We start from the raw sequence: 19,808 nt of genomic DNA, 5'->3' as shown, positions 1-19,808 counted from the left end.
GCTTTCAAGCGGTGAATAATGCCGTATTTTTATTATAAATAGCATCAAAACAAGGTATCATAGGGCGTTTAAAAAATTATGAATTGGAGACGCCTTAAGTGGATCGACCGACTATTAGCCCTGAACATTTACAGGAAGCAGCTGAAAACCTATCAACAATTCGTGATTATATCCGCTTTGGGGTAACAGCTTTACGTCAATATGATGCCCACTTAGGACAAGGTACAGAAGACTATTTTGCTGAAAGCTCAGCATTGGTTTTACAAACGTTATCTCTAGATTGGAATGCAGATGCGGAAATCTTAGATGCGAAATTATTGCCAAGTGAAGTTGCAGAATTTTTAGCATTGTTAGAACGTCGTATTAATGAAAAAGTTCCGACGTCTTATTTACTTAACTTGTCGTATTTCTTTGGTAAGCCATTTTATGTCGATGAACGTGTACTGATTCCACGTTCTCCAATTGCAGAATTGATTGAAAACCGTTTTGCGCCGTATTGCTTAGGTGAAAATGGCGAAATGGGTGCTGCGGTTAATAACCTACCTGAAAATGCCAATCCAAAAACTCCTCAGCGCATTTTAGATATGTGTACGGGTTCGGGTTGTATCGCGATTGCCTTAGCTTATGCATTCCCAGACGCTGAAGTTGATGCAACAGATTTATCTAAAGATGCACTTGAAGTGGCACAAATTAACTGTGAACACCACAATAAACAATATCAAGTGGCATTACTCGAGTCTGATTTATTCGCCAAAATTCCAGCAGAAAATCAATATGATTTGATCGTGTCGAATCCGCCATATGTGGATGCTGAAGACATGGCAGATTTACCAGAAGAATTCCACCATGAACCTGAAATGGCGCTTGCTGCGGGTCAAGATGGTTTGGATCTTGTCCGTAAAATGTTGGCACAAGCTGCAGATTACCTGACTGAAGATGGCTTAATTGTGATCGAAGTGGGTAACTCTGAATGGGCAATGCGTCAAAACTTCAATACCGTTGATTTTTATTGGTTACAGTTCCAAAAAGGCGGTACAGGTATCTTTGCATTGACTGCTGCTCAATGCCGCAAATACCGAGATTTATTCATTCAATCTGTTCAAGCATAAGGAGTCGTTTGACATGGCAGGTAATAGTATAGGGCAACTCTTCCGTGTAACGACTTGTGGTGAATCTCATGGCGTTGGTCTGATGGCCATTGTGGATGGGGTTCCACCGGGTATTGAACTGACTGAAGCCGATTTGCAAAAGGATCTGGATCGTCGTAAGCCGGGCACATCTAAGTTTGCAACTCAGCGTAAAGAACCCGATGAAGTTGAAATTATTTCAGGCGTATTTGAAGGCAAAACGACCGGTACATCGATTGGTCTATTGATCCGTAACACAGATCAAAAATCAAAAGATTATGGCAACATCGCGCAAACCTTCCGTCCGGGTCATGCAGACTATACGTATACACATAAGTATGGTTTCCGTGATTATCGTGGTGGTGGTCGCTCGAGTGCTCGTGAAACTGCGATGCGTGTTGCTGCGGGTGCGATTGCTAAAAAATTCTTGTTTGAGAAATTCGGCATAGAAATTCGTGGTCATGTAACCCAAATTGGTACCGAAAAAGCAGAGAAATTGGACTGGAATGAAGTTCCGAATAACCCATTTTTCTGTGGTGATGCAGATGCCGTCCCACGTTTCGAAGCTCTCGTAACGTCACTTCGTGAACAAGGAACGAGCTGTGGCGCCAAACTGGAAATTATTGCGACGCAAGTGCCAGTCGGTTGGGGCGAGCCTGTATTTGATCGTTTAGATGCAGATATTGCACATGCCATGATGTCCATCAATGCTGTAAAAGGTGTGGAAATTGGTGATGGCTTTGGTGTTGCTGAGCAGTTTGGTCATGAAACACGTGATGAGTTAACTACGGATGGTTTCTTGGCAAACCATGCTGGGGGCATCTTGGGTGGTATTTCGAGTGGTCAGGACATTCGTGTTGCGATCGCCTTGAAACCAACAGCTTCCATTACTACGCCGGGTAAAACCATCACGATTAATCGTGAAGATACTGATGTGTTGACCAAAGGTCGCCATGATCCTTGTGTTGGTGTTCGCGCGACACCAATTGCAGAGGCGATGTTAGCAATTGTGCTCATGGATCACTTCATGCGTAACCGTGCACAAAATGCGGATGTAGTCGCACCATTTGCCCCAATTGAACCCAAGTGAGGAAACAAAGCGTTGCTTTGTTCCGAACGCGGTTAGTGAATAGCTTTAGCAAGTCACAGTGTATAAATAACAAAGCGTTGCTTTGTTCCGAACGCGGTTGGTGAGTAGCGTTAGCGAGTCACAGAGGATAAATAACAAAGCGTTGCTTTGTTTCAACGCGGTTGGTGAATAGCTTTAGCAAGTCACACTGATGAGCAAATTGCATAAAAAAACCAGACAATTGTCTGGTTTTTTTATTTCGGTAAACTAGGCCTATGAAAATAAATAGCAAAAAAAATATGAATATACGAAATGCTTTACTTGGTGATATTCAGCAGCTTGAAAGCTTAATGAATACAGCCTATCGGGAAAATTATCCCAAGAGTTGGACGACAGAACATCATATTGTTCGAGGAAATCGAATAAATGTGTCTCAACTCAGTCAACTCTTACAAAAAAGGGATTTTCATTTATATGTGATTGAGTCGGTACATGCGCAGATCATGGGGTGTATTGGTATTCAAATGCAGGGGAAGAGCTGTGAAATTGGTCATTTTGCAATTCATCCAAATGAGCAAGCTCAGGGCTTAGGAAAAAAATTATTGCAATTTGCAGAACAGCAAGCGATGTTGATTGAACCCAATGTTGAAGAATTTGTGATGTATGTGATTGATCGGCGTTTAGAATTAATAAAATATTATCAACGACGTGGCTATAAGCTTACAGATGAAAATCAAGCCTATCCTCTTCATCTAGAGGTAGGTCAACCGATTTGTGAACTGACAATTAAACAATTAATTAAACGAATAAAATAAAGACCATGTGATGCATTTGATCAATTTATAAAGCGAGATGAATAAAAAATCCCCAAAAAACATACACTAACTTTTGGGATTTTGATTTTAGACTATTTGGGCTTAAGAGTAAGCACGTAAAAATAGTCGGTAGGCATCTGATGATTTTTGGTTTTTTAGCATATAGTGTGCGATTTCACCTTGGTTGGTATTCATAATAACCGCAATATCTTTTGCGTCACAGAATTGTTTAAGCACAGTATCTGGGATCATCACGGTATTAGAAGAATCAATCACATTTGAATTATCTAAGCGACGATAATTTGTTTGACCTATTGCAGGATAAGACAATACTTTGCCGTCGATCACAAAAGATATTTCATTCATATCAAGCTGCTGTTGATCATAAGAATGCAGTGAAAGTGCATACTCACCTTTATTCTTTTGCTAATCAATTGCAAGTTCAGGACATTTTTGTCCAGTTTCACACAGTAATTGACCTCGAGTAATGGTTCGTTGGATTACGTTACTGTTTTCAACGGTATTCACACCATTCAGCTTTAATGTTCTGGTTTCAGGTTTATTTTTAGGTACGGTAATACAACCTGTGAGTAGTAGGAGTGTAAATCCTAGAACTAAATAATTTTTCATGTGTTTTTCCATGTTAGCGTTATTTTTATAAGCAATATTTATTTTGGCGCATATTCACACAGAAAAAACAAAAAAGTAAAATACATCACACTTTTCTAGTTTTGTTTGAGCACTGCTTTGATATAAGTGGTCGATATTCAAATAAAAAATATTATTAAGTGATGTAAATCTTATTTCATTGAAATTTAGATAACTTAAGTAAGATCTGTGATTTTGCGCTATCAATCTGCTCGGGATTGGTTTGTCGAGACAATTGGTCACGTGGTTTTTCGCCTAAAAAATATTTGATCCGTTCAGCATTCGCACCCGATGGATGGGGAAGTCCCGCTAGAATCTGCTGATCATTTAAATAGCCTAAGCTGCTTACATAATTTAAAACCTCATCTACACTTTTGCCTAGCGGGATGTAAATTGCGTTCGGAAGCTGTTGAACCATAGGAATAAAATAATCATCAATATGTTGTTTTAATAATTCATTTTTTAGCATTGCGGGCGTTGAACCTGCATAATTTTTTCCATTGATCAAAATGCATTGCTGTAAAACTGAACACATTTGCACCATATCTTGATGATTGCTAAATAGCTCTGCAGTGGTCTGTATGCCTAATTGATTGTGTAATCCAATATGATCTAGCAGTTGAGTTAAATTTTTACGAATAGGGCCGCTAAAAGCACCACTATTTTTTGCAAGTTTAAGAATGTTTTCCTCAGATAAATGCTGCTCTAAGCCGTCCTTCGCTGCAATTAATGCATTACGCCATTGTTGTTGGCCTGGGCAGATGCCGACAACGACCACTTTTGCATCATGATTTATGGCCTCAAATGGTGCATAAAAGCTTTGAATAGTTCCCAGAGTCTTAAGAAGGAGTAAATCACTTTGGGTTAATTCTTCAATAGAATGTGTTTTGATTACAGATGCAAAGCGAGAGAAAAGTGCTGAATTGGACATAAAACTTCAATCTTTCTAGATATAAAATTCATTCAATATTTTAACCCTTTATTTTAAAGATGAAGTATTTAGGTGTAGAAAAAATTGAGTCGAAATACTTAGCCTAACAACTTAAATCGATATAAAAATAATATTTAACAATATTGACCCAAATAGGACTTGAGATTTGGTACAAATATTGCTCATATCTAACTAAGGCAATACCAAGATGAATGCCGAATAAAAACGAATGGATGATTGCAGGAGAGAAGCACAGATTGTGCTCGCCGAAGGAGCAAGTTCCCCCAGGAAACTCTCAGGCAAAAGGACTGTAATCATATAAAAAATCTGGAGAGAAGTAGGCTAGACCTACTCACCGAAGGGGAAGGTTCACATTGCTTCGCAAGGAACCAAAGCTCTCAGGTACCAATGACAGATGGGGCGAACATAGGAAATATAATTTCCAAGGAGCCTATATGTGTCATATTGTTGTGATTGGTGCAGGTATTACTGGGGTAACGACAGCTTACGAACTCGGATTACTCGGTTATCGTGTCACTGTGGTCGATAAACATCTTTATCCTGCGATGGAAACGTCGTTTGCCAATGGTGGTCAATTATCAGCGTGTAATGCTGAGGTGTGGAACCAAAAAGCAACGGTGGTGAAAGGCATCAAATGGATGTCGCAAAAATCGGCACCATTATTATTAAATCCAAGTTTTAACCTACATAAATATTCATGGCTCTTTGAGTTTATGGGGCATATTAAAGATTATCGTGAAAATACTCACGAGACCGTCCGTCTTGCATTGATGGCACGTCAGCGTTTATTTGAAATTGCTGAGCATGAAAACTTGCAGTTTGATTTAGAAAAACGCGGCATTTTACATTTCTTTCATAATCAACATGATTATGAGGTGGCGACTCAAGTTAATAATATGCTCTGTGAGGGTGGCTTAGAGCGTCATCCTGTGACATTAGCTGAAATCCGTGACATTGAGCCTAGTCTGACAGGTGAATACTATGGTGGATTTTATTGCCCAGGGGACGCCACGGGCGACATCCATAAATTTACGACGCAGCTTGCCAAAGCAACAGAACGCTTTGATGTGAAATATATGTGGGGCTTTGAGGTGACTGACTTTGAACATCATGCAAAAGGTGTCAATGTTCAGTTAAAAGCCAGTGATGAAAATATGGAACATCCTGATGCAAATACCTTACTTGAGGCAGATGCTGTGGTGGTCTGTGGTGGTGTAGGCAGTTATGAACTTGCGCATAAACTCGGTGACCGTGTAAATGTCTATCCAGTCAAAGGATATTCAATTACCATAAACTTAAATGATGAACAAAGTCAGACCAATGCGCCTTGGGTGAGTCTGTTGGATGAAAGTGCCAAAATTGTGACTTCACGCTTAGGTGCAAATCGACTACGTGTTGCAGGCACGGCAGAGTTTAATGGCTATAACCGAGACATTCGTGCAGATCGCATTCAGCCCTTAATTGATTGGTCAAATCGTAACTTTAATCTCTCTACAGAACATGTGGTGCCGTGGGCGGGTTTACGACCAATGATGCCCAATATGATGCCTGTGGTGCATGCAGGTAAGCGTGATCATATTTTTTATAATACAGGGCATGGTCATCTTGGATGGACCTTATCTGCGGCAACAGCTGCAATGATTAGCCAGCAAGTGCAGCAAACACATCCGATTTAACTGATATATTTTAGACACCCAAAAGCCTCAACGTTGAGGCTTTTTTGTATGTTTCTAAGTCATTCGAATTTGATCTTAATCATATAAACGATAAATCCCTGCAAAACGTTCACAGCCTTTTTGTTCAGTTTTTACTGAGAGTAAGGCTTTACTGTAATTGAACTGATATTTGCAGTCGTGTTCATTATCTGTGATTTGATTTTTTTGTTCGGGTGTTGTGTAGGCTAAAAAGGGAATGGTTTGTGTTTCAACTCGATTGTTCGGATTACGATAGGCAATGCCTTCTATTTTGATGCTGTTTTTGCCTAGTTGATGCACCTTTAAATGTACAGGTGATGTCGCAAAATGGCCATTTTCAAATTTAAGATAATGCTGCGTTAAACTTTGGTTCATCGAGGTATAAATATTCAAATCTTCATGGCGAAGCTCAAATTGTTGTTTGAAACAATCCAAGTTTTTGCATTGCTGAACTCGGCTATACCATAATTTTTGCGTATCTATCAGCAAGCGTACTGGGGCATCGGTAATCAACTGTGCCGTTAAAAAAAGCCCATCTAGCTTTTCACGTTGTTCTTCAAAACCGTCAGAACAGTAATTTTTTTTTGCCTGAGTATTGGCCTGATCACAGTCAATCTTTTCTGCATGCGTAAACGTCGCTAGGCCAGAACCTATTAGCAGAACCAGTCCGAATTTTTTGATGATATTTATTTCAGTTTTCAACAGCATGATCGCTTATACTTTCACTATGTTGCGCTTGCCCACACTATAGCGAAATAGAAAGCGTGAATACAAGATTTCAATCATTATTTTCTCAAGGAACTCAAGCATGATAGCTCAAATTCGTATCGGTCAGGGCATGGATGTGCATGCATTTGAAGAAGGTGACTTTGTAACGCTTGCTGGTGTTCAAATTCCACATACACATGGACTCAAAGCACATTCAGATGGTGATGTGGTACTGCATGCGCTTTGTGATGCATTATTAGGTGCTTTGGCACTTGGAGATATTGGTCAGCATTTTCCAGATACAGATCCAAAATTTAAAGGTGCCGATAGTCGAGTACTTTTAAAACACGTCTACCAACTGATTTTAGATCGTGGATATGTACTTAATAATGCTGATATTACCGTGGCTTGTGAGCGCCCTAAACTAGCAAAACATAATTTAGAAATGCGTCAAAGTATCGCAGATGTTATGGATGTTGAAGTTACACAAATTAGCATCAAAGCGACCACCACCGAAAAATTAGGGTTTACTGGTCGCCAAGAAGGTATTCTTTCTACTGCAACAGTACTGATTTCTCACGCAAAATGATCTGGATGGATCAGTGCATGTTGTAAATCTTGAGTTGCTTTACGGCCTTGAAGTTGTAAGGCAACCGCATGGATTAAACCTGTCCATGTTTCATTGGGTTTCCAAATTTGATGCATCAAATCTTGAGCCTTTGGCATATCAACATCCATATAGTATTGACGATATAAATACATCAAACTGCTGACACGGAAGTTTTTCGCACAGTGTAGCCAAACCGTTTGACCTTGAACCAAATGGTCAATCATATCGAGTACTAAAAGGCATTGATCATCTGAAGGGGTATCCCAAGAGATCGGAACTTGAATGTAGTTCAGGCCTAGATCTAGGCAAATGCGGTCTTCATGCTCGATATGATTGGATGCATCGGTCAGTGCTAAATTAATAACCGTTGAAACACCATATTCTTTGATCGTTTGAAGCTCAGAAGGAGATGGTTGTCCTGACGTTAATAAGTGTTCATGTATATATTGGAAGTTTTCAATGTGACTTAACGCATTTTCGATTTCATTCATCTGACAAATAATCCTTCAAAGTAAAACGCCATCTTGAAGATGGCGTTTTTCATTCACTTAGCGTGTCGGTAACACGTCTTTAAGTGCTTCATGCATCTCTAACAAGACTTTTTCAGTCGTATCCCAATCGATACAGCCATCAGTCACTGATTTACCATATTCGAGGTCACAGAGGTTGGCAGGAATATCCTGACGACCACCTTTTAAGTGACTTTCTACCATAATACCCACGATTGACTTGTTTCCGTCAAGGATTTGTTCAGTAATATTTTTCAGAACAAGGGGTTGTAAGTACGGGTCTTTGTTTGAGTTTGCATGACTGGTATCAATCATGATTTTGCCACTAACTTTTGCTTTGGCTAATGCCGCTTCGGCATCTGCAACAGAACCTGCGTCGTAGTTTGGTTTACCGTTACCGCCACGAAGTACAACGTGTGCATAAGGGTTACCACTGGTACGAATAACTGAAACTTGACCTTGGTCGCTTAAGCCCAAGAAGCTATGACCATGTTTAACAGATTGCATGGCATTGGTCGCAACGGTTAAACCGCCATCTGTACCATTTTTAAAGCCAACTGGTGAAGAAAGGCCAGAAGACATTTCACGATGTGTTTGGCTTTCAGTGGTACGCGCACCAATCGCTGACCAAGAAATAAGATCTTGGTAGTACTGTGGTGAGTTTGGATCGAGCGCTTCAGTTGCACAAGGCAAACCTTTTTCATTCAATTCAAGTAAAAGTTTACGACCAATACGTAAGCCTTTTTCGATGTTGAAAGAGTCGTTCATGTCTGGGTCATTAATTAGACCTTTCCAACCCACAGTGGTACGTGGTTTTTCAAAATACACTCGCATCACGACATAGATCGTATCTTGGATTTTGTCGCTTAAAACTTTTAAACGGTCAGCATAATCATGTGCAGCGACTGTGTCGTGAATTGAACATGGACCAATGACAACAAAAAGACGTTTGTCATTTCCATCTAAAATATTACGTACAGTTTCACGGCCCTTAAGGACTGTTTGATAGGCAGTTTCAGTCAGAGGTAGCTCTTTTTTTAGTTCTGCAGGAGTAACAAGAGGCTGAATGCTTTTTACATTCACGTCATCAATGTCGTTTTGGGTAATAGAATTTGACTGTAAAGTATTCATTGCCGTCACTGGTTTGATTATACAAAAGGTTGTTTCGTGAGCCGAATATAACATGAATATAGCATTCAAATGTTATAAAAAAGATCAATAAGTCTCTGAAAAAAAAGTGATGAATCGGGCAGTTAATTTAAACCTGCTGACTATTCACTGTCGGTGCGATCAACATTGCAGTTGTTGGTTTTTTAACAGGTTTTGATTTTACTGGATTAATAATGAAATTCATGCCTAAAACAAACAAGGTAATGCCTAAGACTTTACGAATGACTTTTTCAGGTAAACGTGAGCTGATTAAAGTTCCGACCACAATTGCAGGAATAGAACCCACCAATAACCAACCCAATAAATGAAAATCGACATTACCTGAGCTCATATGACCCAAGCCTGCAACCAGTGTAAGAAGCACGGCATGTACGACGTCAGAACCAATAATACGAATCATCGGTAAGTTCGGGAACATGAGCACCAAGGCCATAATACCGAAGGCACCTGCACCAACAGACGATAGGGTAACGAATACGCCTAAAATAATGCCCATGATGATGATATATGCACGCTTATTTTTTGCTTGGAAATTGATACGCTCCAGATCAGCACTCATATCATCTAACTGATCAGTTTTTCGAAATTTATTAAAGAATTTTTCAATATGACCACGGAAAATAATTGAGATCCCAGTAATCGTCAGCATAAAACCCAAAAACATGGTTAATACGGTTTTGTAATGTGTCGATTGGCTCAGATAGTTTTCAAGGACCCAATGGGTCGCAAAAGACGCAGGGATACTGCCGACAGCAAGCCAAATAACAATGGTCCATACGATATTCATTTTACGTGCATGAACTAAAGAACCACAAAATTTTGAAATTGCGGCATATAGTAAGTCTGTGCCAATCGCAATATGAGGTTCAATTTTATACAGGCTAATCAGGATCGGGGTCATCAATGAACCACCGCCAACACCGGTAATACCTACGCAGAAACCTACAATTACACCTGCCAGAATGAACTCTAAAGGACCGACCATCGCTGAATGCCAAATATCAAAAAACGTGCATATCTTATGACTAATTGATATAAGTCGTTGTCTCGATTAGTGATTTGCTTGTGAAAAAAATAGATAAAGAATGATTTTAATTTTGAAATAAATGAATTATTTCTAAGCTAAGTTATTGATTATGGTTTTCTCAAGTAGTTAATAGTTCAAATGGAGATTATGCTGCAGTGAAATCATATATTTTGAATACAAGGCTTTGAATATCTGAAGTGGATTTCCAATCACTCAAAACACACTAAGTTTTATCATCCTAGCTTTCGATTTGATATTTATCGATATATGCAGCAGTGAACATAAAGTCCACTGCTGCAAAGACTAATATGCCTTAAAAAGATAAGGTTTCGCCATCTAAAGGAATCAACACTTTATCCTGAATATTTTGAGCTTTTACATAGGCTGCCAGTTGTTCACGCGTTAACGACATGTGGTTAATGGCGTCCATATGCACAGCGACAATTTTAGCTTTCGGTGATTGTTGCACAGCGCGTAAGGTGTCTTCTTTGCCCATAATAATCGACTCTTTAAATCCATCGACTAAGGCGTTGCCTGTATTCAAAATAATCACATCAGGTTGGGAGCTTTGAATGGCTTGATCCACTTCAGGGCGCCATATCGTGTCACCCGCCAAATAAATGGTTTCATGTCCTGAGGCTTCAAAAATGATCCCCATGGCTTCACCTAAGCCTTTTTTCAGCTCCGGGACACGATACATTGCATCCGTACCGTGTTGTCCACCAGTTTTGGTTAACGTCACGCCTTTAAATGTGGTTTTCGTTAATACGCGTACATCTTTAAAGCCTTGGGATTGGATGGTCTTTTGATCTTGACTGTTTTGGACAAAGATCGGCAGCGTTTTAGGAATCGCCGCTTGCGCAGCATCATCCCAATGGTCGAGATGAGTATGGGTAATGATCACGGCATCGACATTCGCCAAAATGGTTTCGGCTTTAAGCGGTAAATCCACCAATGGATTACGTAAATAACTCCGATGTGTATTTGGAAACCCTTCATAGAACCCTTTGGGTGCAAACATCGGATCTACTAAAAAGGTCGTATCTGTATAGCTGATTTTGACCGTCGCATTGCGTATTTCTTGAACTTGAGTGATTTTAGAAATATCACGGACTTTGTCTTGATTTGCCCATGCCGAAGCAGAGCCGATAACCAAAGCAGTCGCTAAAAACGTATAGCTTAAAAATGTTTTCATAAAAAGCATTCGTATAACAAAGATGACTTTATTATTGGGAAATAAATGCTTTAAATATATTGTCCTTAAAGACATAAATAGAAACTATTAGGCCAAATGGTATAATGGCTTTATTTATGAATAGCCACGTGATGTCTATACCTAAAATTGCGTTGTTTATATATCCAAATATTCCGCTGTTTCATTTTTCAGTCCCGCAAACCATATTCAATATTGAAATAGAGGGACAGAAATTATTTGAAGTAACGACGTTTTCGGTTGATGGAATGCCCATCAGTACTGAAAAGACGGTCATGATTCAGGCTGATGGCGGCTTAGAGCAGATGCTTGATGCTAACCTTGTAATTATCCCGGGCTGGGATGATATCCATCAAAAGCCAGATCATGAGCTGATGACAGCCTTACAAAAGGTACATGAAAAGGGAATCAAGATTGCAGGCCTGTGCTATGGCGCATATCCATTGGCGTATGCTGGGTTACTTGACCACAAACAGGTCACGACACATTGGGCTGGCAGTGCCGATTTTAAGCAAAAATTTCCATGTGTGAACTTAGATAAAGATGCTTTATATATTGAAGATGCAGGCATCATTACTTCCGCAGGTACGGGGGCTGCTTTAGATTGTTGTTTATACATAGTCGGGGAAATCTACGGGGCAAAAATTGCCAATAAAATATCGAGATTGATGGTAATTCCAACCCATCGTGAGGGCGGACAGGCGCAATTTATTGAACAGCCGATTTCTACAATGACTTACGATACGGAGATCAATCGTTTACTCGATTATTTACGGCATAACCTGTCGAAACCGCACACTATTGAAGAACTTGCCGTTTATTCCAATATGAGTAGAAGGACACTGACCAGACATTTTAAACATGCAACAGGGCTGCCTATTGTCACTTGGTTAAATAATGAAAGACTGCGATATGCGGCTGAATTGCTTGAAGTGACAGATTATTCGATTGATAAAATTGCGGAAAGTGCAGGTTTTAATACAGCAGTGCTATTTCGTAAATTGTTTAAGAATAAATACGGCACAAATCCGAACCATTGGCGGAAAAATTTTAATCAGCAGCTAAGTAGCAGTGATGAATATTCTTAAAATGGTGAATTAAAACCGTGCAGCTTTTTTCAGGAAATCTATTAACTTTGCGAAGGACTCGTATAGAATCTATAGCTAAAGAACATTGAGTTAAAAGGACAGACTTTTGCAAAATCGGAAACTTAAAATTGGCATCGTGGTTGGGGAAGTATCCGGGGATACATTAGGCGCCAAGCTTATCCGCAGTTTTCGAGAGCAAGGGATTGATGCGGAATTTGAAGGCATCGGCGGTCCGCAAATGATTGCAGAAGGTTTTAATAGCTATTATCCGATGGATATTTTATCGGTAATGGGGATTGTTGAGGTCTTAAAAGATATTAAAAAACTCTTTGCTGTACGCGATGGTCTGGTTGAAAAATGGACTGAAAACCCTGTCGATGTTTTTGTGGGGATTGATGCACCGGATTTTAATTTACGTTTATCTAAGAGCTTGAAGCAAAAACAGCTACCAATTAAAACAGTGCAATATGTTAGCCCTTCAGTGTGGGCGTGGCGCCAAGGCCGTGTGCATGGCATCAAGGCGAGTATCGATTTAGTCCTTTGTTTATTTCCTTTCGAAAAAGCGTTTTTCCAAAAATGGCAAGTTCCCGCTGCATTTGTCGGACATCCATTGGCAAGTCAGTTGCCTTTAGATAATCCACTCGCTGCGGCTAAACACGAGTTAGACTTAGATGAGCATCAAAAACACATTGCATTACTTCCGGGCAGCCGTCGTGGTGAAATTGAGCGCTTAGGGCCTTTGGTACTGTCCGCCGCACAGATATTGACGGAGCAGCATCCAGACTATGTGTTCCTGATTCCTGCAATCAATGATGCACGTAAACAGCAAATCGAATTATTGCTCAAGCAGTACCCTGAAGCATTACAAGCCAAAGTTCGCTTGATGGAAAACACCGATACCGAATCTAAAATTGGCCGTCAGGTGATGAACGCATCGAATATTGTCGCTTTGGCATCTGGTACAGCAACCTTAGAAGCGATGCTTTTACACCGCCCAATGGTGACCTTTTATAAGTTAAATTGGCTGACCTACCATGTGGTGAAATTACTGATCAAAATTCCGTATTATTCATTGCCAAATATTATTGCGGGCAAAAAGGTGATTCAGGAACTTATTCAACATGATGCAACACCTGAAAAATTAGCAGCAGAAATTGAAAGCTTGATGGATGTTGAAAAATCGCAAGTTCAAGTGATGCAGCACATCACCATGCATAAACAACTGCTTTCAGGCAACAGTGAAAACCCTGTGGAAGCGATTTTAAAGCTTTTAGATTAAACCTTTAAGATGACTCAGTTTTTGCGAGCTGATGCTGCTGTCGATACTGGCTCGGTGTGAGATCATAAAACTTTTTAAAAGTTTGGCTAAATGCCGTTTCAGATGAGTAACCTATACGATGGGCAATTTGCTGAATAGTCAGTTGCCCCATTTGTAAGTGCTGTGTTGCCAGTCGCAAACGATGTTGCTGCAAATAGGCGAGTGGAGATTCACCGAGCATTTGAGTGAATAAACTGGCAAATTTAGAACGTGACATGCAACATTGTTCTGCCAAGCTTTCGACGGTCCAAGCATGCTGTGGTTGTTCATGAATCGCGGCCAAAGCGTTGGATAATTCAGGATGACTCAAGGCATGCAACCAACTGCTTGAATCTGACAAGGCTGCAATATAATCACGCACACATTCGATAAATAAAATACTCACCAAATGATCCAAAATTTTGTCGCGGCCTGGACGGATCTGATGCGCTTCAACTGCCAGAAAATGTAAGCCAATTTGCAACCATTCCGGTGTGGTACTGCTCATGATATGTGGTGTATGTAACAGCGTGGGGAGTGCATTCACTAAGGGCTTTGCCATAATGCTGTCGACATGCCCACGGATCGCTAGTACAAACAATTCTTCTGCTTCATGAGATTCGGCAGAATTTAAATCAATGGTTTTATTTCGTTGCTCTTGAAACAGTGGTGTGATGTTCACTGATTCGACCAAGATATCAGACTGTATAGATTTGCAGTGGTGGTTTTGCCCTGACGGAATAAGGCAAAGATCGCCAGCTTCAAGTAAGACCTGCTCTTGATCTATATGTACAACACACTGACCTTGAATCACTACATACGCAACCATGGCATTGTGATCTTGAAAATGAAAAGCCCAAGGATGCTGTGATTTCAAATAAATATATTCAGATCGATGGAGATGAATATCATCAAAAATTTTACTTAAAGCATCCATATTTCAAATATTTACTCATATTAATTTTGTATTTATAGATGGTCACTATGTGCTTAAAGGTCAACATTTATCCTTAAATGCCAAAGACGATAGCATAGTTTTTTTGGACGCTTAAAACTGTTCTGGCTGCCCATATTTTACGAATATAAACACAGAAGAAGTAATTAAGGAAGTCTAGCGCATGAATGCACCAGTAAAATTAAATGAACAGCAGCTCGCTCAGTTAGAAAGTAAAATCGGTAGTGTTTTAGATAAAAAACGTTATGGTTGGCTATTGAGTCCAGGTTTACCAGTCATTGGTATGGGGATCTTGGCGGGTTATCATTTTGGTCCCAAACCGACAAAAAAACTATTTGCCATGGGCGGGCCGCTTCTACTGCATGTCATTATTCCTGCACTAGATGCACTGATCGGTGATGATGCCAATAACCCGACAGATGATGACATCAAAGTTTTAGTGAATGATCCCTATTATGATCGGATCGTCAAATTATTTATTCCACTGCAAATGGCAGCGAATGCTTTTGCTGGCTATGTGGTTACCCGTAAAGATGTTTCATTATTAGATCAAGTTCTACTTGGGATTTCGATGGGTGCCATCAATGGCGTCGGTGTAAATACAGCACATGAACTCTGCCATCGACCTCATAAAAAAGACCATTACTGGGCACATGCGACGCTCGCACCTTTGGGTTATAGCCATTTCCGCATTGAACATCCTTATGGACACCATAAACGTGCGGCAACACCTGAAGATCCTGCATCCTCAAAAATGGGCGAAACCTTTTATGAGTTTTGGCCACGCACTGTATTTGGTGGAATTAAATCGGCGGTGCAGATTGAGAAACAACGCTTAAAACGTAAAGGTTTAAGTTTCTTTTCGAAGGACAATGAGCTGTTTCATGGTTGGGCGATGAGTGCTGGTTTTCATACCGCGATGCTGAAAATGTTTGGTAAAGGCGTGACACCGTATTTAGTTACACAGGCCTTGTATGGAATCAGCCTTTTTGAAATTATTAATTATATTGAACATTATGGCCTGAAACGTGAGCAAAAAGTGGATGGAAGCTATGCGCGTACCATGCCTGAACATAGTTGGAATAACAATAATATTGTGACCAATCTATTTTTGTATCAATTACAACGACATTCAGACCATCATGCTTATCCGACTCGTCCATTTCAGGCATTAAGACATTTTGATGAAGCCCCAGAGTTGCCTAGCGGCTATGCCACTATGCTAATTCCTGCTTTAGTACCCTCTATATGGTTTAAGATGATGGATAAACGTGTCTATGATCACTATCAAGGTGATTTAACTAAAGCCAATATTCATCCTAAACGTCGTGCAAGTATTTTTAAAAAGTTTGCAGTTTCAGACGTTTAAATCGAATACCTAATGAGAAGAATCCCAAGCTTGTTTGCTTGGGATTCTTTATTGTGCTTAATTTTAAAACTTCAAAATCTAAAAATGATTGTTTTCAATGGGACGCTGTTTAAGACCACCAATAGCGCAAAATGTGGAAAAAAATCGGTGCAGAAAAGCAGATTGAATCAATTCGGTCGAGCATGCCACCATGGCCTTGGATGAGTTGTCCCCAATCTTTTACACCACGATCACGTTTAATGGCTGACATGACCAGACCACCAAAGAAACCGAATATACAAACAATAAAGCCAATACATGCAGCCTGTAGATAACTAAAGGGTGTAAGCCATGACATAGCCACGCCTAGTGTAGTGGCTAAAGCAATGCCTCCGATTAATCCTTCAACGGTCTTAGATGGTGAAAGTATCGGTGCGACTTTGTGTTTTCCAAATAGCTTGCCACAGACATATTGCAAGACATCGGAGGCTTGTACCACCATGATCAGCCAGATCGCTAGCCAAATTTTTTCACCTTCAAATCCGGGAAGTTTGAGGTTTAATAGCGCAGGTACATGCGAAATACAGAATACGCTGATCATCAGTCCCCATTGAATTTTTGAGCTACGCTCCAAAAATCGCGTGGTATCTTCAGCTTTGAGTGTAGCGATAGGGATAAGAAGAAACACATACAGCGGAATAAAAATAGAATATAGCCCGTACCAGTCGATATACACCAAGTAATACTGGTAAGGGATGACAAAATAAAAAGCGATCAGCAAAGGAAGATAATCACCGCGACGGGTCGGGAGTAAACTAATAAATTCACGTAAAGCAAAGAGTGAAATCAATGCAAACAGGATCACAAAGGCGATTTTACCTAATGAAATTGCTACACCAAGTACCAACAACATGACCCACCATGCATTGATCCGCGCATTTAAATTGTCGATGACCGGTGCAGGTGCATAACCCGCTTTAAATTTTAGTATTGAGCCAATGGTTGAGGCAATAATCAAAATAACTGCAAAGATACCAAATAATACATAGGTCATTTGCGCATTGGTGAATTCCATTATTGATACTCCAATGCTTTTAATTTGAGTAGTTCTTCTTGAGCGTAGTTTAAAAACTCAGTTTTACTGTGTGCATTATGTGCTTCTAAAGGTTTGCCAAAAATAACGGTAGATAATAATGGCAATGGTATAAGCGCGCCTTTAGGCATGACACGTTTTAAATTTGAGATCCATACCGGTACGATTTCAACATCTGGAAATTGATTTTTGAGATGAAATAAGCCGCTTTTAAACTCTAATAATTCAACGTCATCATTTAAATTTCGAGTACCTTCAGGAAAGAAAATAATCGAGTCACCTTGCGCTAATACGATTTTGATCGGTTCTAAGGGATCTTGATTTTGCTCTCGATTTCGCTGAATAGTGACACCAGTAAACGTGTCTTGAATGAGAAAACGCCGAAAGCCATCTTTTAACCAATAATCCGAAGCCGCTACAGGACGCGTCTTCCGTCTGAGATCTGTCGGCAGTGATGACCAAAGCAAAATAAAGTCGATATGGCTATTATGATTTGCATAATAAATACGCTGTTTCATAACCGGTTTGCACCCGACCCACAGACTCCGCGCGCCCGTGAGCAGCCGCGCACCACGACGAGTGAGAAAGGCAATATAGCGAGCAATTGAACGGCTTAAAAAATTACCTTTCATTGGTGAGTGAGCATTCCTTGAAGTGTCTAATGGATTTGGCATGGCTTCAAATTATTGTGAATTATTTATACAGTAAAAATATGCAGATGAATGCGATGTATTGCAAGCAAAGCACAAAGATCTGCCATTTAAATAAAGCCAGACAACCTAACTCACGTAGTTCCCATGCGCGGCCACATTTATTTGTAGGCATTAATTTTAAGTTGATTAAACTTAAGTCCAGCTCCTTGGTGGTTTGTTCAAGGTTTTGAGTTTGGCTGTATTCAGCGACAGTGGCTAAAAGTGCCGAATCAAATTTGATTCTCAGGCTTAAATAATGTTGTATTCCGAGCAAAACTAGACAAATTAATAAATATAGCAAATCGAATAGCATCACATTACCAAACTGGATAATGAGCCAGAGCGTGAGGATCGCTGCTACATAAGCTGAAATGAGCAATCCAGTGGTGGATTGTAACAACTTTGATAGCACCACAAGTTGTAAATTCATGGTGCAAGTCCTTTAAGTTTTAAACGATAAGTATTTAAATGTTTTATTTGCGGTGTTTTAAGCACAACCCAAGGACGGTTATGGCGAATAATCCGTAAAACATCTTCGACTGAATATTCAGGATGTTGTTTCAATAATAATGCGGCAACTACAGCACTACTTCGTGAATATCCCAAAGCACAGAAGACCAAGATGTTTTGTGCTTCATCATTGTTATTAGATTTCAAGAATAGTTCTAAAGACTCTACAGCATTATGTAGCTGATTGGCCTGTAAAGGAATCAGGTCTAAACTCAAGTTTTGAGCATAGGAGCATTTTGGATAAGTGGGTAATTCTGCGCAACAATCGAGTAAAGCATCATATTGCTGCATGACGTGTTTGGACGGATAGCGACCTAAATAAATATAACTCTGATTGATTTTGATGATTTTAGAATCTTCAGGATGGCGATAAGTCCAGATTCGGCTATTGATCCAAGCAAATACAAAGTAAGGCGCAAACAATATTTTTGCAGCAATGGTCATATCACCATGACTGAGTTTTTGAAAAAAATGGGGTCGATTGAATAAATATGCAAACGCAACTAAAAGCAGACTGCTTGCAGGATAGAGCAGCCAAAGCCACCAACCTTTTGCATGTGCGATTGCGCTACAAAATAAGGCAGCAAACAGATAAAGGATGCCGATTTTAATGTGCTTTAAGCTTAGCCGACTCTGTATATTTTTAGCCCATGGCGCAGAGCCAGCCATCGGGAATAGCCATAAACATAAGGCACCGACCAATAAACCCGTTGGGATATCTATAAAATGGTGCTGCCAAGTGGTTAGAACTGAGAGACCGATCAAAAAGGACCAACCATCTACCAGATATTTTAGTTTGCCTGTGCTATGCCGACGGTAAAAATCCCAAAGAATCACCAGTAGCACAATATGCAGAGAGGGTGCTTGATTAAACGGTTTATCAAAGCCCATCAAGACATCAAACCACAGCCCGAAAAAACCTGTGAGTTCGGGGCGCTCAAAGCTAAAACGTAGCGGGAAAAGTAAAAAGCAGCTGATTGAAAGGATTTGTGCCGAAAATAGTCGCAGGACATGTTGTTTTAATTCAAACTTATTCCAACAAAGTAATAAAGACAATCCATAGAACAGATCAATCGACCAATAAGGCACAATACTCCATGGCCAAAGTGGAATATATTTTTCCCATTCAAAGACGATAACAGGTACAGACGCTAAACCCGCAGCGTATTGATTGGCAAAACCATAACTTAAGAAGAAAAAAGGTGCCAGAAATGCCAAACACAGTAGGCCGTATTTCCAAGTTCCTGTTTCCGGATCCAGTTTATGCATAAGATTGACAGTCC

At 40.0% G+C, this 19,808-nt stretch carries 21 protein-coding genes and 1 riboswitch; of the genes, 8 read left to right on the top strand and 13 right to left on the bottom strand.

Features of this window, described 5'->3' with window-relative positions; all coding sequences use genetic code 11:
- Positions 1 to 98 precede the first annotated feature (98 nt).
- The 3 genes from prmB (at position 99) to FTU37_RS06700 (ending at position 3,011) form a co-directional block, all read left to right on the top strand.
- The gene (gene prmB / locus FTU37_RS06710) at positions 99 to 1,109 is read left to right on the top strand and encodes a 50S ribosomal protein L3 N(5)-glutamine methyltransferase (protein WP_168378685.1); all 1,011 of its coding nucleotides are present in this window, start codon (positions 99 to 101) and stop codon (positions 1,107 to 1,109) included.
- A gap of 13 nt (positions 1,110 to 1,122) precedes the next feature.
- Positions 1,123 to 2,217, top strand: a complete 1,095-nt coding sequence (aroC, locus tag FTU37_RS06705) for a chorismate synthase (protein ID WP_168378684.1) — start codon at positions 1,123 to 1,125, stop codon at positions 2,215 to 2,217.
- A 278-nt stretch (positions 2,218 to 2,495) separates the two neighbouring features.
- The gene (locus FTU37_RS06700; RefSeq protein WP_180124041.1) at positions 2,496 to 3,011 is read left to right on the top strand and encodes a GNAT family N-acetyltransferase; all 516 of its coding nucleotides are present in this window, start codon (positions 2,496 to 2,498) and stop codon (positions 3,009 to 3,011) included.
- Between the two features lie 102 nt (positions 3,012 to 3,113).
- On the opposite strand, the gene FTU37_RS16690 is transcribed toward FTU37_RS06700, so the two are convergent.
- From FTU37_RS16690 to FTU37_RS06690, 3 genes are all read right to left on the bottom strand, one after another.
- Complete coding sequence (locus tag FTU37_RS16690) at positions 3,114 to 3,377, bottom strand: hypothetical protein (protein WP_252725827.1); 264 nt, start codon at positions 3,375 to 3,377, stop codon at positions 3,114 to 3,116.
- 60 nt (positions 3,378 to 3,437) lie between these two features.
- Positions 3,438 to 3,641, bottom strand: a complete 204-nt coding sequence (locus FTU37_RS16685) for a hypothetical protein (RefSeq protein ID WP_257222271.1) — start codon at positions 3,639 to 3,641, stop codon at positions 3,438 to 3,440.
- 175 nt (positions 3,642 to 3,816) lie between these two features.
- The gene (locus FTU37_RS06690; protein ID WP_180124040.1) at positions 3,817 to 4,590 is read right to left on the bottom strand and encodes a hypothetical protein; all 774 of its coding nucleotides are present in this window, start codon (positions 4,588 to 4,590) and stop codon (positions 3,817 to 3,819) included.
- 230 nt (positions 4,591 to 4,820) lie between these two features.
- Positions 4,821 to 4,911, top strand: a riboswitch (glycine riboswitch).
- A gap of 134 nt (positions 4,912 to 5,045) precedes the next feature.
- Here FTU37_RS06690 and FTU37_RS06685 point away from each other — a divergent pair.
- Entirely contained in the window at positions 5,046 to 6,287 is a 1,242-nt protein-coding gene (locus FTU37_RS06685; RefSeq protein WP_180124039.1) for a D-amino acid dehydrogenase, read from the top strand.
- A 75-nt stretch (positions 6,288 to 6,362) separates the two neighbouring features.
- Here FTU37_RS06685 and FTU37_RS06680 read toward each other — a convergent pair whose 3' ends face one another.
- On the bottom strand, positions 6,363 to 7,013 hold the full coding sequence (locus FTU37_RS06680; protein ID WP_180124038.1) for a hypothetical protein: 651 nt from the start codon (positions 7,011 to 7,013) through the stop codon (positions 6,363 to 6,365).
- Positions 7,014 to 7,113: 100 nt separating this feature from the next.
- Here FTU37_RS06680 and ispF point away from each other — a divergent pair, with 100 nt between their 5' ends.
- The gene (gene ispF / locus FTU37_RS06675) at positions 7,114 to 7,602 is read left to right on the top strand and encodes a 2-C-methyl-D-erythritol 2,4-cyclodiphosphate synthase (protein WP_168378679.1); all 489 of its coding nucleotides are present in this window, start codon (positions 7,114 to 7,116) and stop codon (positions 7,600 to 7,602) included.
- Here the strand turns inward: ispF and FTU37_RS06670 are convergent.
- From FTU37_RS06670 to FTU37_RS06655, 4 genes are all read right to left on the bottom strand, one after another.
- Positions 7,590 to 8,114: a protein tyrosine phosphatase family protein gene (locus FTU37_RS06670; protein WP_180054898.1), complete on the bottom strand. Its 525-nt coding sequence runs from the start codon at positions 8,112 to 8,114 to the stop codon at positions 7,590 to 7,592. The two genes, ispF and FTU37_RS06670, sit on opposite strands and share 13 nt — an antisense overlap.
- Before the next feature lie 57 nt (positions 8,115 to 8,171).
- Positions 8,172 to 9,263, bottom strand: coding sequence for a 3-deoxy-7-phosphoheptulonate synthase (locus FTU37_RS06665; RefSeq protein WP_143221612.1), 1,092 nt, complete (start codon positions 9,261 to 9,263; stop codon positions 8,172 to 8,174).
- A 127-nt stretch (positions 9,264 to 9,390) separates the two neighbouring features.
- Positions 9,391 to 10,287 (bottom strand): sulfite exporter TauE/SafE family protein, encoded by an 897-nt coding sequence (locus tag FTU37_RS06660; RefSeq protein ID WP_180124037.1) that lies wholly within the window; start codon positions 10,285 to 10,287, stop codon positions 9,391 to 9,393.
- 355 nt (positions 10,288 to 10,642) lie between these two features.
- A complete protein-coding gene (locus FTU37_RS06655) occupies positions 10,643 to 11,524 on the bottom strand; it encodes an MBL fold metallo-hydrolase (protein WP_168378677.1) in 882 nt (293 codons plus the stop codon).
- Positions 11,525 to 11,655: 131 nt separating this feature from the next.
- Between FTU37_RS06655 and FTU37_RS06650 the strand changes: the two genes are divergently transcribed.
- Positions 11,656 to 12,630, top strand: a complete 975-nt coding sequence (locus tag FTU37_RS06650; RefSeq protein ID WP_180124045.1) for a GlxA family transcriptional regulator — start codon at positions 11,656 to 11,658, stop codon at positions 12,628 to 12,630.
- A gap of 106 nt (positions 12,631 to 12,736) precedes the next feature.
- Complete coding sequence (gene lpxB, locus FTU37_RS06645; RefSeq protein ID WP_168378675.1) at positions 12,737 to 13,909, top strand: lipid-A-disaccharide synthase; 1,173 nt, start codon at positions 12,737 to 12,739, stop codon at positions 13,907 to 13,909.
- Between the two features lie 4 nt (positions 13,910 to 13,913).
- On the opposite strand, the gene FTU37_RS06640 is transcribed toward lpxB, so the two are convergent.
- The gene (locus tag FTU37_RS06640) at positions 13,914 to 14,864 is read right to left on the bottom strand and encodes an AraC family transcriptional regulator (RefSeq protein ID WP_168378674.1); all 951 of its coding nucleotides are present in this window, start codon (positions 14,862 to 14,864) and stop codon (positions 13,914 to 13,916) included.
- Positions 14,865 to 15,045: 181 nt separating this feature from the next.
- Between FTU37_RS06640 and FTU37_RS06635 the strand changes: the two genes are divergently transcribed.
- Positions 15,046 to 16,251 carry an alkane 1-monooxygenase gene (locus FTU37_RS06635; RefSeq protein ID WP_180124036.1) on the top strand — a complete coding sequence of 402 codons (1,206 nt, stop codon included), beginning with the start codon at positions 15,046 to 15,048 and terminating at the stop codon, positions 16,249 to 16,251.
- Between the two features lie 109 nt (positions 16,252 to 16,360).
- Here FTU37_RS06635 and FTU37_RS06630 read toward each other — a convergent pair whose 3' ends face one another.
- The 4 genes from FTU37_RS06630 to FTU37_RS06615 all read right to left on the bottom strand — a co-directional run bounded on the left by FTU37_RS06630 (position 16,361) and on the right by FTU37_RS06615 (position 19,794).
- Entirely contained in the window at positions 16,361 to 17,305 is a 945-nt protein-coding gene (locus FTU37_RS06630; RefSeq protein ID WP_180109170.1) for a phosphatidate cytidylyltransferase, read from the bottom strand.
- Entirely contained in the window at positions 17,305 to 17,955 is a 651-nt protein-coding gene (locus FTU37_RS06625) for a 1-acyl-sn-glycerol-3-phosphate acyltransferase (protein ID WP_180003782.1), read from the bottom strand. Before FTU37_RS06625 ends, FTU37_RS06630 begins: the two co-directional genes overlap by 1 nt.
- Positions 17,956 to 18,016: 61 nt before the next feature.
- Positions 18,017 to 18,445 (bottom strand): hypothetical protein, encoded by a 429-nt coding sequence (locus tag FTU37_RS06620; RefSeq protein WP_180109171.1) that lies wholly within the window; start codon positions 18,443 to 18,445, stop codon positions 18,017 to 18,019.
- A complete protein-coding gene (locus FTU37_RS06615; RefSeq protein ID WP_180124035.1) occupies positions 18,442 to 19,794 on the bottom strand; it encodes a phosphatase PAP2/dual specificity phosphatase family protein in 1,353 nt (450 codons plus the stop codon). The genes FTU37_RS06620 and FTU37_RS06615 overlap by 4 nt, the downstream gene beginning before the upstream one ends.
- Between the last annotated feature and the right edge of the window lie 14 nt (positions 19,795 to 19,808).

The sequence above is a fragment of the Acinetobacter sp. YH12097 genome (genome assembly GCF_013419225.1).
Taxonomy (GTDB): Bacteria; Pseudomonadota; Gammaproteobacteria; order Pseudomonadales; family Moraxellaceae; genus Acinetobacter; species Acinetobacter amyesii.
The sequence above is the reverse complement of the archived record's forward strand: the minus strand, read 5'-3'. Positions and strand labels throughout refer to the sequence as shown.

Coding starts and splice junctions, on each gene's coding strand:
- aroC (WP_168378684.1), top strand. CDS start 1,123: ATGGCAGGTAATAGTATAGGGCAACTCTTCCGTGTAACGACTTGTGGT.
- FTU37_RS06700 (WP_180124041.1), top strand. CDS start 2,496: ATGAATATACGAAATGCTTTACTTGGTGATATTCAGCAGCTTGAAAGC.
- FTU37_RS16690 (WP_252725827.1), bottom strand. CDS start 3,377: ATGAATGAAATATCTTTTGTGATCGACGGCAAAGTATTGTCTTATCCT.
- FTU37_RS16685 (WP_257222271.1), bottom strand. CDS start 3,641: ATGAAAAATTATTTAGTTCTAGGATTTACACTCCTACTACTCACAGGT.
- FTU37_RS06690 (WP_180124040.1), bottom strand. CDS start 4,590: ATGTCCAATTCAGCACTTTTCTCTCGCTTTGCATCTGTAATCAAAACA.
- FTU37_RS06685 (WP_180124039.1), top strand. CDS start 5,046: ATGTGTCATATTGTTGTGATTGGTGCAGGTATTACTGGGGTAACGACA.
- FTU37_RS06680 (WP_180124038.1), bottom strand. CDS start 7,013: ATGCTGTTGAAAACTGAAATAAATATCATCAAAAAATTCGGACTGGTT.
- ispF (WP_168378679.1), top strand. CDS start 7,114: ATGATAGCTCAAATTCGTATCGGTCAGGGCATGGATGTGCATGCATTT.
- FTU37_RS06670 (WP_180054898.1), bottom strand. CDS start 8,114: ATGAATGAAATCGAAAATGCGTTAAGTCACATTGAAAACTTCCAATAT.
- FTU37_RS06665 (WP_143221612.1), bottom strand. CDS start 9,263: ATGAATACTTTACAGTCAAATTCTATTACCCAAAACGACATTGATGAC.
- FTU37_RS06660 (WP_180124037.1), bottom strand. CDS start 10,287: ATGGTCGGTCCTTTAGAGTTCATTCTGGCAGGTGTAATTGTAGGTTTC.
- FTU37_RS06655 (WP_168378677.1), bottom strand. CDS start 11,524: ATGAAAACATTTTTAAGCTATACGTTTTTAGCGACTGCTTTGGTTATC.
- FTU37_RS06650 (WP_180124045.1), top strand. CDS start 11,656: ATGTCTATACCTAAAATTGCGTTGTTTATATATCCAAATATTCCGCTG.
- FTU37_RS06640 (WP_168378674.1), bottom strand. CDS start 14,864: ATGGATGCTTTAAGTAAAATTTTTGATGATATTCATCTCCATCGATCT.
- FTU37_RS06635 (WP_180124036.1), top strand. CDS start 15,046: ATGAATGCACCAGTAAAATTAAATGAACAGCAGCTCGCTCAGTTAGAA.
- FTU37_RS06630 (WP_180109170.1), bottom strand. CDS start 17,305: ATGGAATTCACCAATGCGCAAATGACCTATGTATTATTTGGTATCTTT.
- FTU37_RS06625 (WP_180003782.1), bottom strand. CDS start 17,955: ATGAAAGGTAATTTTTTAAGCCGTTCAATTGCTCGCTATATTGCCTTT.
- FTU37_RS06620 (WP_180109171.1), bottom strand. CDS start 18,445: ATGAATTTACAACTTGTGGTGCTATCAAAGTTGTTACAATCCACCACT.
- FTU37_RS06615 (WP_180124035.1), bottom strand. CDS start 19,794: ATGCATAAACTGGATCCGGAAACAGGAACTTGGAAATACGGCCTACTG.